General features: G+C 61.4%; 15 protein-coding genes and 1 tRNA gene. 1 reads left to right on the forward strand and 15 read right to left on the reverse strand.

The window, feature by feature from the left end; translation table 11 throughout:
* From KA184_16080 to raiA, 7 genes are all read right to left on the reverse strand, one after another.
* Positions 1-800: site-2 protease family protein (locus tag KA184_16080; protein ID MBP8131098.1), on the reverse strand; the 800-nt coding region annotated here is incomplete at its 3' end.
* The gene (locus KA184_16085) at positions 797-1972 is read right to left on the reverse strand and encodes a 1-deoxy-D-xylulose-5-phosphate reductoisomerase (GenBank protein ID MBP8131099.1); all 1176 of its coding nucleotides are present in this window, start codon (positions 1970-1972) and stop codon (positions 797-799) included. The genes KA184_16080 and KA184_16085, both read right to left, overlap by 4 nt.
* Positions 1969-3753, reverse strand: a complete 1785-nt coding sequence (gene ptsP, locus KA184_16090; protein MBP8131100.1) for a phosphoenolpyruvate--protein phosphotransferase — start codon at positions 3751-3753, stop codon at positions 1969-1971. The genes KA184_16085 and ptsP overlap by 4 nt, the downstream gene beginning before the upstream one ends.
* On the reverse strand, positions 3754-4026 hold the full coding sequence (locus KA184_16095; protein MBP8131101.1) for an HPr family phosphocarrier protein: 273 nt from the start codon (positions 4024-4026) through the stop codon (positions 3754-3756).
* 18 nt (positions 4027-4044) lie between these two features.
* Entirely contained in the window at positions 4045-6177 is a 2133-nt protein-coding gene (locus KA184_16100) for a DUF1926 domain-containing protein (protein ID MBP8131102.1), read from the reverse strand.
* Positions 6178-6257: 80 nt separating this feature from the next.
* On the reverse strand, positions 6258-7226 hold the full coding sequence (hprK, locus tag KA184_16105) for an HPr(Ser) kinase/phosphatase (protein MBP8131103.1): 969 nt from the start codon (positions 7224-7226) through the stop codon (positions 6258-6260).
* Between the two features lie 109 nt (positions 7227-7335).
* On the reverse strand, positions 7336-7899 hold the full coding sequence (gene raiA, locus KA184_16110) for a ribosome-associated translation inhibitor RaiA (GenBank protein ID MBP8131104.1): 564 nt from the start codon (positions 7897-7899) through the stop codon (positions 7336-7338).
* Between the two features lie 407 nt (positions 7900-8306).
* Here raiA and KA184_16115 point away from each other — a divergent pair, with 407 nt between their 5' ends.
* Complete coding sequence (locus tag KA184_16115) at positions 8307-8792, forward strand: hypothetical protein (protein MBP8131105.1); 486 nt, start codon at positions 8307-8309, stop codon at positions 8790-8792.
* Between the two features lie 135 nt (positions 8793-8927).
* Here the strand turns inward: KA184_16115 and metK are convergent, their stop codons facing one another.
* The 8 genes from metK to tuf all read right to left on the reverse strand — a co-directional run.
* A complete protein-coding gene (metK, locus tag KA184_16120) occupies positions 8928-10133 on the reverse strand; it encodes a methionine adenosyltransferase (GenBank protein ID MBP8131106.1) in 1206 nt (401 codons plus the stop codon).
* Between the two features lie 108 nt (positions 10134-10241).
* Entirely contained in the window at positions 10242-10949 is a 708-nt protein-coding gene (locus KA184_16125; protein ID MBP8131107.1) for a 50S ribosomal protein L1, read from the reverse strand.
* Positions 10950-11064: 115 nt separating this feature from the next.
* Positions 11065-11493: a 50S ribosomal protein L11 gene (gene rplK, locus KA184_16130; GenBank protein MBP8131108.1), complete on the reverse strand. Its 429-nt coding sequence runs from the start codon at positions 11491-11493 to the stop codon at positions 11065-11067.
* Positions 11494-11514: 21 nt separating this feature from the next.
* Entirely contained in the window at positions 11515-12057 is a 543-nt protein-coding gene (nusG, locus tag KA184_16135; GenBank protein MBP8131109.1) for a transcription termination/antitermination factor NusG, read from the reverse strand.
* 107 nt (positions 12058-12164) lie between these two features.
* Entirely contained in the window at positions 12165-12359 is a 195-nt protein-coding gene (gene secE / locus KA184_16140; GenBank protein MBP8131110.1) for a preprotein translocase subunit SecE, read from the reverse strand.
* A gap of 72 nt (positions 12360-12431) precedes the next feature.
* Positions 12432-12507 (reverse strand) — tRNA-Trp (locus KA184_16145).
* Positions 12508-12549: 42 nt separating this feature from the next.
* Entirely contained in the window at positions 12550-12699 is a 150-nt protein-coding gene (rpmG, locus tag KA184_16150) for a 50S ribosomal protein L33 (protein ID MBP8131111.1), read from the reverse strand.
* Between the two features lie 17 nt (positions 12700-12716).
* On the reverse strand, positions 12717-12849 hold a 133-nt coding region (gene tuf / locus KA184_16155; GenBank protein MBP8131112.1), incomplete at its 5' end, for an elongation factor Tu.

A 12849-nucleotide genomic window follows, 5' to 3' on the forward strand; every position in this document is an offset into this window, starting at 1 on the left:
TCGAGTCCGCTGGCGGGCATATCCGGGACGACCTTCTCGACCAGGGCCGTCTGGAACTGCGCCACGCCAAAACGCGGATGTTCCTCGTCGCCGATCACCTTCGGTGAAATGGGCGAGACATACCGCGTTGTGGAACCATCGTCATTCGTGCGTTCGAGCTCCACATGGCATACGCGGCCGGCGCCGCCCAGCAAGGCGTTCAGCGCGATATCCGTGAAACTGTCCACCGCTTCGCCGTCGATTTCGCGCACCACATCGCCCGTCTGCCAGCCGACGGCGTCCGGTTCGCCGCTGTACGCGCCGGGTTCAGCGCCGGGCCGTTCGATATAGAGCGGCGCGGTCAGCGCGGGCGCGTCCTCCGCCACTTTGCCGATTCGCCCGGTCACCTCCCACTCGGGAACCATGGGCCCCGTCATGGCCAGCGCCGCGTACAGCAACACGGCCAGCACGAAGTTCATGAGCGGCCCCGCAATCACGACGATGAAGCGCTGCCAGACGGGTTTCTTGTTGAACCACCGGTGCTCGGGCACATGGCCATAGGTCTGGTCACGCTCCTCATCCGTCATTGGCGAGTCTTCCTGCCCCGCCATCTTGACGTATCCGCCGATGGGCAGAGCGCCAAGACAGTAGTCCGTTTCCCCGATTCGCACGCCGATCAGGCGCGGCGGCATGCCGAGGCTAAACCGGTCCACGTAGACGCCGCAGGCCTTCGCAGCGAGGAAATGGCCCAATTCGTGAAAGAAAATCAGCACGCCAAGGACAACGATAAAGATCAAGATACTGAAGATAAGCGACATCACACCCTCGCAATCATGGTTTCGACCGCGGCGCGCGCGCGGCGCCGCGCCTCTTCGTCCGCCGCAAGGACGGTCTCGAGGTTATTGTCCGCGACCACCGCACACGCATCGCATACGTCGCCGACGACATCGCTGATGCCCAAGAAGGAGATGCGGCGGGCGCAGAACGCCGCCACGGCCTCTTCGTTCGCGGCATTCAGGATAGCGGGCGCGGTGCCGCCCTCGAAAGCGGCCTGCCGGGCATAGGCCAGACAGGGAAACGCATCAAAATCCGGCGCGTCAAAGGAAAGGCTCTGAAGCGCGGCGAGGTTCAGGCGTTCCATCGGCGAGGCCACCCGCTCCGGATAGGTCAATGCAAACAGAATGGGGAATTTCATGTCGGTAACGCTAAGATGGGCCAGGATATGCCCGTCATTGAACTCGACCAGTCCGTGCACCACGCTCTGTGGATGAATAATCACCTCAATTTTCCGCGCCGGAAGATCAAAAAGCCACATGGCCTCAATAATCTCGAGCCCCTTGTTCATGAGCGTCGCGGAATCCACGCTGACCTTGGCGCCCATCTTCCACGTTGGATGCCGCGTCGCCTGTTCCGGCGTGACGTCACGCAGCGCCACGCGCGGTCGGCCATAAAACGGACCGCCGGAAGCCGTAAGATGGATACTGCGCACGTCTTCTTTCGCGTGCCCCTGAATGCACTGGAATATCGCATTGTGCTCACTGTCCACGGGCAATACCGGAACGCCCCGCCGCGCGGCACGCTCCATAATCAGGCGGCCCGCCATCACGACGGGTTCCTTGTTCGCCAAGGCGACGGCATTCCCCGCGTCAATGGCGCGCAATACAGGCTGCAGCCCCGCCGCGCCCACCATCGCGCACAGCACGACATCCACATCAAGCGCCGCCAGCGCTTCCAGACCCTCGGGGCCATCCAGGATGTTCGCGGAAGGGATGGCAGCGCGCAACCGGCGGGCGGCTGCACGGTCCGCCAACGCGGCAAAGGGCGGGCGAAATTCCTGCATCTGGGCGGTCAAGAGGTCGACGTTAGCGTGCGCACCGAGCCCAACGACCTCGAAACGGTCGCGGTACCGGCGTACGACCTCGAGCGCGCTGACGCCGATCGAGCCCGTAGACCCCAGAATGACAAGACGCCTTGTGCCCCGGGCTTCGCTCACGGCGCGTACCGCCCCGCGTCGGCGTCCTTCAACTGGGCCACATAACTTTCGAGAATGCCTCTGCTCTCGATGTGGCGCCGCAACAATCGCTTGATGTCCGCGGCCGTGGCAAGCCGAAGCGCCTCCTCGGCCAGTTCCCGAGCCGCGCCTATCGTTGTGTGCGTGACCACCTCGCGCACCATGGGTATCGAGATGGACGACATACTCAGCGACGTGACGCCAAGGCCGATGAGCAGCTCCGTGTAGAGCGGGTCGCCCGCCATCTCGCCGCAGATGCCGCAAGGAATACCGCCTTCGCGGGCCGCCTGCGCCGTCCACCGGACCATGCGCAACACCGCGGGATGCGCCGGTTCATAGAGGTACGCGATGCGCGAATTCTCGCGGTCTACCGCCAAGGAATACTGGATCAAGTCATTGGTGCCTATGCTGAAAAAATCGCATTCCTGGGCAAGCCGGTTCGCCGTGGCCACGGCGGAGGGCACCTCGATCATGGTGCCCACCTTTAAGCTGCCGTCGAAGGGAACGTTTTCGCGGGTGAGTTCCTCGCGGATGGCTTCGAGCACAATTTTGACGCGGCGCAATTCTTCGACGCCGCTGATCATGGGGAACATGACTTGCACATTGCCTTGGACGGAAGCCCGCAACATCGCGCGCAGCTGCGCCTTGAATATGTCCGGCCGCTCGAGGCAGAAACGGATCGCGCGCCAGCCCATCTGCGGGTTTTCTTCGCGATCCTGCTGCAGATAGGCGACAAACTTGTCGCCTCCGATGTCCATCGTGCGCAGCACTACTGGGAAAGGATGCGCCTTCTGAGACGCTTCCATGTAGGCGTCGTATTGCTCTTCCTCGGAAGGCGGTGATTTGCGGTTCAGGAACAGGTATTCGGTGCGGTACAGGCCGATGCCCTGCGCACGGGCGGTCAGGCTGTGTTCAATCTCGAACGGAAGCTCGATATTGGCCATGAGCGGCACTTCGATGCCGTCGACCGTGGCGCAAGGTCTCGCGCGGTCCGTAAGCGCGAGCGAGGCCCATTGCCTCTGAAGTTCCGCCTCTTGCCGGCGGTACCGCGCCATCGTTTCGGGGGCCGGGTCAATCACGACTACGCCCTGCAGCCCGTCCACGACTATGGTGGCTTCACTTTCGCAATGCTGACTGAGCCCTTCCACGCCCATCACCGCCGGGATCTCGAAGGCGCGCGCAAGAATGGCCGTGTGCGACGTTGCGCTGCCCGTATCCAACGCGAGAGCCAGCACGTTGCCGACGTCCATGCCCGCCGCGTCGCTTGGGGCCAGGTGATGCGCCACGACGACGCTGGGCTCCTTCAGACGGCGCAGGTCCGGCCGTTCCGCGTCGAGCAGATGTCCCAGAATGCGGTCCAGGACATCAAGCAGGTCGGCCGTGCGCTCCCGGAAGCGGGGATCGTCCGCCACGCGCATGACGGCCGCATAGCGTTGCACGAACTCATCGAGCACGTACTCGACATTCAACTTCTCTTCCTGGACTTGTCTCGCGACTTCCTCGCGCAACACCACGTCGTCGAGCAGCATGATATGCGCTTTGAAGATATCCGCGTGCTTCTCCCCCAATTGCTCCGCGGTGCGGCGGTAAAGCGAGGTCAATTCCTCGCGCACGGCCTCGATGGCGGCGCTAAGCCGGCGGGTTTCCGTCTGAATATCCGTTACTTCGTAGCGAGGCACGTCCAAGCGGCGGACATCGAACGGAAGCGTCTTGCCGATCGCGATGCCCGGCGATACCCCTATGCCTTGTAACCGCTTTTCCACCTATTCGTCCTTGAACCCCGTCTTGAAGAGCTTCTCCAGCGCCGCCATCGCCTCAGCCGCGTCCTCTCCCGCGCATGTCACCGTCAGGTCCGTTCCCTGCGTGGCCGCCAGCGTCAACACGCCCATAATGCTCTTCGCGTTGACCCGGTATCCGTTCAGCGTGATATAAGTATCACATTTATAGTTTAATATCGTGCGAACAAGCTTCTGCGCGGGCCGCGCGTGTAAGCCCTTCTGATTCGTTACCCTGAGTATCTTGGCAATTTCCACCATGCGATCCTGTCCCGAATACTAGCTGACGCAGCGCTGCTCTTGTTCGAGTCCCACCTCCATCGTGATGCGCATTCTCGCCCCCGGTTTCTTGGGCAAGACCCAGCAGGGCAGGACCACGCTGCCTTGATAGACCCGTTCCTGGCCGTCCTCCGACTGGCTCACGGTCTCGATGGCGAAGCGATGGACCCGCGTAGGCGCCGAAAACCGCAGGCTAAACCGCAGTTTTTGCCACTCATCCTGCAACGCGATCTGGCACAGGCCTTCGTCGCAACCTGGCTGACCCAGCGCCGGCCGGCCCAAGTCACGGTCCTCAGACACATAATACCGGTCCGGGGCGCCGCCCGTCAGCAGATTTATGACGAATTCCACGCCGAAAAGCGCATCCAGCGGCACATTACCGCCGATTTCCATATCATACTGAATCTCGAATCCGGATGCATCTTTCTGAAGTTTTATGGTCTTGCTCACTTTGACAGCCGCGCCGTTCACCGTGCCTTCGCGCCACAACGTGACACCCTGGCGTCCCGGGGAAAATGCATAAGCCCCGGTCGCGAATCCGCCCAGTTCCTCCTGTCGCGCCGCCCACAGCTCCTCCGTGGTAACGCTCGGTTGCAGGAAATGGTCGCGCAGGGAGCTGCGGCGGTAGGGATCAAACACGAGGAGCTTGTGAAGCCCCAATTCCTTTACGCGCACCAGCTCGTGAATGCTGCCGCGCGACTGGGCATCGCTGGAAAGCGTCGTCTGCCCCGAACGCAGCGCCTCATGGTACGCCTCCTCGCGCCGCGCCAGGGTATTCAGGAAATTGAACGGTCGGGGCTTGAAATCCAACTCTGTCAGCGTGCCGCCGTCGCGGGGATTTAAGAACAGCGCAATCTGACTGTTTTCCAGAATCACGTCCTCCCAGGTGTCGCCGTCCCAGTCCGACACGGCGCAGTTGACCCAGGCGCCATCCCCGTGTTCGCATTGGTCAAGCAGCCGGTCCGCGGCGATCAGACGTTCATAGACCGCGGTGCGCAAGTGGTTCAGGTACAATCCGCCAAAGACGCCGTGCCAATACGCGCAATTGCACTGCCCCTGATGCAGCAGCCGTTCCGCTTCGTCGATGAATTGCTGCTGCTTGTTCTTTTTCTCGCGCAACCCGGCGATCCGCTCGCTCACGCGCAACATGCGTTTGTGCATGGCATTGGCCTCAGGATACTTCGCAAGGAAGTTGCGCCAGAAGCCGCCGCGCAAAAAGAGCAGATGCCCGGGGTCATCCTGAAATCGCTCCCGCAGCGCGTGGAGTTGATGCTGCATCGGCGTGGGCAGCGCCCAGGCCATCATCTCCTGGTACGAAGCCGTGGGAATGTAGGTGCGGCCCAGGGGCGGAAGGCTGTCGACATAGTCCGCATACGTGGTGCATCGCAGCCAGTCCTGATTTTCCGTCAGTGCCCGGAAGAATTCCTCGAGCCAGCCCTCCTCGTAGACGCTCTGGTAGGTCTGCGGCCAGACGCCGAATTTCTCGGCGTCGTCGTGGATAACCGCGCAGCACAAACCGTCCGGCGTGGCGTGTTCGCGCAGGAATGCCAGGGTCTGCTCCACTTGCCGGAACGGGATCAGGTAACGAAGTTTCTCAAGGATTGGAAACACCTTGAGCGTGGTGCCGGCCTCTTCCGTGATGTAGTAACCGAACAACTCCTCCGGGCGGAGGCCCGTGCACTTGAAATGCATGTCGTCCAGGACCGTGTACTCAATCCCGGCCGCGGCCAGGATGCGCGGCATATGGGGCTCCCACACCCGTTCGGCCAGCCACATGCCGCGCGGCGGCGCGCCGAAATGCTCTTTGCAGAACGCATTCATCCGGATGATCTGCCTGACAGCATCGCGTTCGGGCACGGCGCACAAGAGGGGCTCGTAGTACCCGCCCCCCATGATCTCGACCTGTCCCCGCTCCGCAAGGCCGGCAAGCCGGCGCACAAACTGAGGTTCATGAGCGAGGAACCAGTCCCAAAGCGGCCCCGTGTAGTGCAGCACGACCCGTACCGCCGGATAGCGCTCGAGCACGTCGATGAAAGGCAGATAGGCCTTCCGGTAGGCATCGGCGAAGACGTGTTCAAAGTTGCCCACGGGCTGATGCGCATGACAGCCGAAAATCAGATTGATGCGGTCCATGATACTCCTCGTTCTTCTGCAGGACCGGGCCGGAAGCGGCGCAATACGCCGGAAGCGTGGCCTGGATCGAGAGCGCGCGGTCACGTACCGCCTGTGTTCATTATCTGAATCAAGCGCTCGTTGAACGCCATAGCCGGATGCACGCCCAGTTCTTTCAGCCGGTGGTTCAGGGAAGCCACTTCGATTATGATCGCGATATTGCGGCCCGGCCGCACCGGAATGCGGAGATGATTGATCCGCACGCCCAACAACTCGACATGCTCCTCCATGAGCCCCGTCCGGTCATAGTCGATATCCTGTCGCCATTCCTCCAGTTCGACGACAAGCCCGATGCGCTTCGAGTTGCGCACGCAGCCCACGCCAAAAATGGATTTTACGTCGATGATGCCTACGCCGCGGATTTCCATGTGGTGCTCGATGACTGGGTTCGTCTCCGCGTATAAGAAGTCTTCACGCCGCTTGCGCAGAGTCACCACGTCGTCCGCGACAAGGCGGTGTCCCCGCTCGATCAATTCCAGCGCGGTTTCGCTCTTACCGATGCCGGGCGGCCCGACGATCACCACGCCCACGCCGTAGCAATCCACGGCGGTGCCGTGAACGACCGTCTCCGGCGAGAACTCCTCGGCCAAGAAAAGAATGATGTGGCTGATGACTTCATCCGTGCGCCTCGTCGAGCGGAGCACGGGAATACCGCGGCGGTTGCACATATCGAGGAAGATTGGACGCGGCTCGAGTTTGCGCGAGAGGATGAAGGCTGGAATCTCGAACGCGAACATCGCCGCGAGCCGCGCTCCCAATTCAGACGCAGACAGGCGCTCCATGTAGTGGGTTTCGGTATTTCCGAGAATCTGCACCCGGTCATTCGCGAAGTACTCCAAGTACCCGGCGAGCGCCAGGCCGGGCCGGTTCACGTCGGAGATCAGCACCGGCCTTCCCATACCCTGATAGCCGGCAAGCACCTCCAGTTCGAGGTCCTCGGCCATGCGGTCCATGAGCCGGGCCACGGCGATATGCCGCTTCCGGTTGACTGGGAGGTTCTGAGTGTCCATGGTCCGGCCGTCTCTCCGGGTGACGCAGCCTCCCGACCCCGCCCGGTGCGCTGCACCGCCCGAAGGCGCCGCCTCCGGGCATACCCAGGCGACTCGTGCCTGCGAAAGGTCAGAACTGCGGCTCGATCAGACCGTAGGTCCCGTCTTCACGGGCGTACAAGACATTCACCTTTGACGTGTCGGCGTTGGAGAATACCAGGAACGGCTCATCCAGCAGTTCCAGCTGCATGATGGCCTCTTCCACACTGAGTGGCTTCATCGGTAATTGTTCCCGATGCACCACCTTATGATTCGCTGAGGTGCCATTCGTGTCCGAGGAGTCCGTCTCACTCTCCATCGTGATAATGACATGCCCGTAGTCGCGGTCTTCCCGGTCCGCGCGCGGCTGATGCCGGTTGATCCGGTCCTTGTACTTCCGGATTTGCTTCTCCAACTTGGCCAGCACGGCATCGACCGAGGCGTACATGTCCGGCGACGCCTCCTTGCCATGAATGCGCACGCCGTTCGCGTGCAGATTGACCTCCGCGATATGCCGTCTCTTCTCGATATCCAGGATCACATCCGCGTCAATCACTTTGTCAAAGTGCGCGCCGAGCTTATTCAAACCGTTCTCAATGTACGCCTTCAGCGCGTCCGTCATCTCCATGTGCCGACCCGTAATGCTGACTCTCATAGAGCAACCAGCCTCCATCCTGACTTTTATAAGGTGGCAGATGCTAACACCTTGTCCGCGATCTTGTCAAAGGTCGCACCAGCTCAACGTTTTTTCCCCTGACCCGGCCGCCCCCCGCAGCGCCGCACCGGCAATCCTCGTGGCGACCACAAAACCCGCCGGCGACGGCAAAGCTGCCCCGGCGCTACGGCCGTGCCCCCTGGCCGGGTCCAACACCACACACCCTGCTCCAGCACTTCTTGCCTTGCTGTAAACATTTTCCTATAATCGCCTCAGCGTGGCATCTTCTATTCTACCACGAAGGCCCGAAAACGGGAATGCCCGCGAAGAGCAGGCATCTGAGACCGTAAGGTTCCTCAGCCGTGCCATGTGGCCACTCTTGCGGGTGTACCGGGAAGGCGGACCGCATGTCGAGGCAACTGGCCGCCAAACGCGAGCGTGTCATCGAGGCTGTGCGTCACGGACTCGAAGGAGAAGCCGCTGTCGAATTCATCCACCAGAGCGGCTACGCCATGACGGTTGCCGGTATCGCCCGGCACCTCCGCGGCATGGGAGGGCGGGGCCGTGTCCAGGAACTCATCGATGCGGGCAGAACGAACCCGGAAATCCTGGCCATCTGTTGCCCGGGGGACGAACTGTTGCCGCCGCCTCCGCCCGACCAGCCGGAACTGTTTGAGGATGCGCATGCTTCTGACCACGGCTCTCTCACATTCTTGGGCGCGCCCGAGTTCGAGTCCACGAAACTGACCATCAAACTGCCTACGGAACTCTACGAAGCCGTGCGTATCGCCGCCAAGGCCGAAGGCAAGACGCAAAACCAGATGATCGTCGATATTCTGACGGCGGCTTTGGGAGAAATGCCTCACCGCGAAGACTCCGAAGACGGTGTCTGACCAATTTGCTCCGTCTGTAATGCTGACAGCGGTCAACGCAGCCCAAGAGGCCCGAAACGGCTTATGACCCGGGCAGGGTTGTCCCTCGGACGGGCAATCTCGCCCTGAAAGCGGCGTTCGGACCCGCCGCGGTTGTCAAGCCCCGGCTTTGCGGCGCAGCGCGTCCGCCTGGTCGGTCTCTTCCCAACGAAAGCCCTGGTCTTCGCGGCCAAAATGACCGAATCCAGCCGTCTTCCGGTATTGAGGCCGTTTCAGGTTAAGCAGTTCTATGATTGCGGCAGGACGGCAGTCAAAATGGTCCGCGACCAGCGTGGCAAGCGCGTCGTCGCCGATTTTCCCGGTACCGAAAGTCGTGACGTTGAGGGAAACGGGCTTGGCCACGCCAATGGCGTACGCTAACTGGACCTCGCACTTCTCCGCCAGGCCCGCGGCCACGATGTTCTTGGCCATGTACCGGGCCATGTAGGCAGCGCTGCGGTCCACTTTCGAGGGGTCTTTGCCGCTGAAGGCGCCGCCACCGTGGCGGCCCATCCCGCCGTAGGTGTCCACAATGATTTTGCGGCCCGTGAGACCGCAGTCGCCGACCGGCCCGCCGATGACGAAACGGCCCGTGGGATTCACGTGATATGTTATATCGCCCTTGACCAGCGTTTGAGGCAGCACGGGCTTAATGGCGTGTTCGATGATGGCCTCGCGAATTTCCGCCTGTTCCTTCTTCAGTTCCTGCGGGGTCGGTTTCATCCCGCCGTAGAGCGGGGCATGTTGATTGGAAATGACCACGGTGTCGATGCGCACCGGCTTGCCATCCACGTATTCGACGGTAACCTGGGACTTCCCGTCCGGCTGCAGCCAGGGAAGCGTCTTTTCCAGCCGCAGCTTCTTGAGCTGGAGACCGAGCTTATGCGCCACGAGAATGGGCAAGGGCATCAGTTCCGGCGTCTCATTTGTTGCATAACCGAACATCATGCCCTGGTCGCCAGCACCCTGTTCGTGGCCGCCTGCCACATTCACGCCCATCGCGATGTCCGGGGACTGTTTTTCGAGCGCGACAAGCACCGCGCAACTCGCGCCGTCGAAACCCGACACGCCGCCGGTATAGCCGATGTCCACGATAGTCTCACGGACCAGAGCCGCAAGGTCCACCTTTGCTTTGCTGGTGATTTCGCCCGCCACAACGCAGAGATTGGTTTTCAGGAGGGTCTCACAAGCCACGCGGCTGTCGGGATCCTGCGCCAGCATTGCGTCGAGAACGGCGTCCGAGACGTTGTCGGCGACTTTGTCCGGATGGCCGTCCGTGACCGATTCAGAAGTGAAGAGAAGACCCTTTGCGCTCTTGCTCATGATGTTCTCCGATGCGTTGACGCTCGACCGGACTCGGTTCGAGTATTCGTCAGAATACAACGCGCGGCACGCGAAAAACCTTACCGCACGCGCGAATGAAGCGGTTCCTTACTTGAATTGCGCCGACAGGGACGCCGCATCCAGCCGGTAACCCGGCCCCATCGTGCTGCTCATGGTGCAGGATTTCAGATACGTGCCCTTGCAGGCAGCGGGACGAGCCTTGACTACCGCGCCGATCACGGACGCGGCGTTTTCCTCGATTTGCTCCGCCGAGAAGGACGCCTTCGCCACTGGCACGTGGATGTTGGCGTTCTTGTCAACGCGATACTCGATCTTGCCCTTCAAGATTTCCGCGACAGCTTGCGCCACGTTGGGTGTGACAGTGCCTGCCTTCGGGCTCGGCATCAGACCTCGGGGCCCCAGCACCTTGCCGAGCCTGCCGACCTGGCCCATCATGTCGGGGGCGGCGACGGCCGCGTCGAAGTCCAGCCAGCCGCCTGAGATTTTGGTGATGAGTTCATCGCTGCCTGCCTCGATGGCGCCCGCTTCCATCGCCGCGTTCACCTGTTCGAGCTGCTTGCAGAAGACGACCACGCGGATCTTCTTGCCCGTGCCATGCGGCAAACTGACCGACCCGCGCACCTGCTGGTCGGCATGGCGCGGGTCAACGCCCAGATAGAATGCGAGTTCAATGGTCTCGTCGAATTTCGCGGTGGCCGTTTTTTTAACGCCCTGCGCCGCTTCCGTGAGGGAATAGGTGCGCTCATGATCGTGATTGACGCGGATTGCGCGCGAGCGCTTGCTCATTTTGGCCATTTCAAAGACCTCCTGTGGTGCAACCGGGCCGCGCACCGCACGGCCCTCCCACGTGATTTTGGCGCCTTGAGACGCCTGCCGACGAACCGCCGCGACCCTGGGATGGGGCCGCGCATTATTCCTTTACGATAATGCCCATGCTCCGCGCGGTGCCCTTGACCATGCTAACGGCGGACACGACGCTGCCCGCGTTGAGGTCCGGCATCTTCAACCGCGCGATTTCCTCCACCTGCGCCCGGTCCACGGTGGCAACCTTGTTCTTGTTCGGCTCACCGGAAGCCTTGGCGATTTTGGCCGAGCGCTTCAGCAGGACGGCAGCGGGCGGGGTCTTCGTAATAAATGTGAAGCTGCGGTCTTCATAAACCGTAATAACCACCGGAATGACGAGGCCCTGGTCCTCTTTCGTGCGCTCGTTGAACTGCTTGCAGAAATCCATAATGTTCACGCCGTGCTGACCTAGCGCGGGCCCAACGGGCGGCGCCGGGTTCGCCTGGCCGGCGGGCACCTGCAGCTTAATCTTGGTCTTTTCTTTCTTCGGAGGCATGCGCCTGTTCTCCCTTGATCGCTAGATATGCTCGACCTGCCAAAACTCGACTTCGACGCTGGTCAGGCGCTCGAAAATCTCCACGAGTACCTTAATGGTACCGCGCTCCATGTTCACTTCGTCAATACTGCCCAAGAAGTTCGCGAACGGGCCGTCGATAATCTTCACCCGTTCCCCGTGCTCGAACTTGACCTTGGGCTTCGGTCGCTCGCGCTCGCCGCGGATTTCCTCGACGATTTCCCGCACCTCCGTGTCCTCGAGCGGCACGGGAACCGTCCGGGAACCGATAAAACCGGTAACCCCGGGGATCTGCCGGATCATATGCCAGAGTTCGGGGTGACGCTCCGGGTGCTCCGGCAATTGCACGAGCACATAACCCGGGAAGAACTTCCGTTTCGAGATCTTCTTCTGGCCGGACCGGATCTCCGCCACTTCTTCCATCGGCACCAGGACGTTCGTCACCAAGTGCTGCTGCCCCGCCTGCTGCGCGCCCACCAGGAGCATCTTCTTCACGCTCCCTTCCTGGCCCGAATGCGCATGCAGGGCGTACCAGCGCCGCTTGATGCCGTCGTCTGGGACGTCCTTGATAAGAGGCTCGTCCTTCGGCGCCTCCAGCGCTTCCGTTTCGAGCGCTTCGTCGATGTGCGCCTTGTCCGCCACGTCCTTTCTCCTCACGAGGCCAGGCCCAGCAACGCTATGATGAGCAACTGAAACACCTGGTCATACACGTAAATAATCCCGGACACCACGCCGAGCAGTATAAGCGTAACCTGGGTGGATACCTTCAGGTCGTCCTTGGTCGGCCAGGTTACCTTGTCCATTTCCGTTTTCACTTCTTCAATAAAACCACGGATTCTCTTGATCAATCCAGGTCTAGCTTCCGCCTGAGTGGCCATATTATGCCCTCGTCGTTCTGGCGCCGGGTATGGATCCAGGAATGGCAGGCCCGGAGGGATTCGAACCCCCAACCGTCGGCTTTGGAGGCCGCTGCACTAGCCGTTGTGCTACGGGCCTGCGGCAGAAAACTGCGTATTCCCGGTGCTTGCGGTACGCCGCTCAGCGCACTTCCCGGTGTACCGTGTGCTTGCGATCAAACTTGCAGTATTTCTTCAGCTCGAGCCGGTCCGGTTTCTTGCGCTTGTCGCGCGTGCCCGTGTAATTCCGGCGCTTGCATTCCGTACATTGAAGCAGTACTTGCTCTCGCATGTCAGTTGTCACCGATCTTATTGAATAACCTTGGTCACGACGCCCGCGCCCACGGTGCGGCCGCCTTCGCGGATCGCGAAGCGCAATTCCTCGTTCATCGCGATCGGGGTAATCAGTTCCGCCGTGATCCGGATGTTGTCGCCGGGCATC

The sequence above is a fragment of the Candidatus Hydrogenedentota bacterium genome (assembly GCA_018005585.1).
GTDB lineage: Bacteria > Hydrogenedentota > Hydrogenedentia > Hydrogenedentales > JAGMZX01 > JAGMZX01.

What these genes read in the sequence shown, in the direction of transcription:
- rpmG (MBP8131111.1), bottom strand. Translation starts at nt 12,699, where the DNA reads ATGCGAGAGCAAGTACTGCTTCAATGTACGGAATGCAAGCGCCGGAAT.
- rplK (MBP8131108.1), bottom strand. Translation starts at nt 11,493, where the DNA reads ATGCCTCCGAAGAAAGAAAAGACCAAGATTAAGCTGCAGGTGCCCGCC.
- raiA (MBP8131104.1), bottom strand. Translation starts at nt 7,899, where the DNA reads ATGAGAGTCAGCATTACGGGTCGGCACATGGAGATGACGGACGCGCTG.
- KA184_16095 (MBP8131101.1), bottom strand. Translation starts at nt 4,026, where the DNA reads ATGGTGGAAATTGCCAAGATACTCAGGGTAACGAATCAGAAGGGCTTA.
- KA184_16125 (MBP8131107.1), bottom strand. Translation starts at nt 10,949, where the DNA reads ATGGCCAAAATGAGCAAGCGCTCGCGCGCAATCCGCGTCAATCACGAT.
- metK (MBP8131106.1), bottom strand. Translation starts at nt 10,133, where the DNA reads ATGAGCAAGAGCGCAAAGGGTCTTCTCTTCACTTCTGAATCGGTCACG.
- hprK (MBP8131103.1), bottom strand. Translation starts at nt 7,226, where the DNA reads ATGGACACTCAGAACCTCCCAGTCAACCGGAAGCGGCATATCGCCGTG.
- KA184_16100 (MBP8131102.1), bottom strand. Translation starts at nt 6,177, where the DNA reads ATGGACCGCATCAATCTGATTTTCGGCTGTCATGCGCATCAGCCCGTG.
- KA184_16115 (MBP8131105.1), top strand. Translation starts at nt 8,307, where the DNA reads ATGTCGAGGCAACTGGCCGCCAAACGCGAGCGTGTCATCGAGGCTGTG.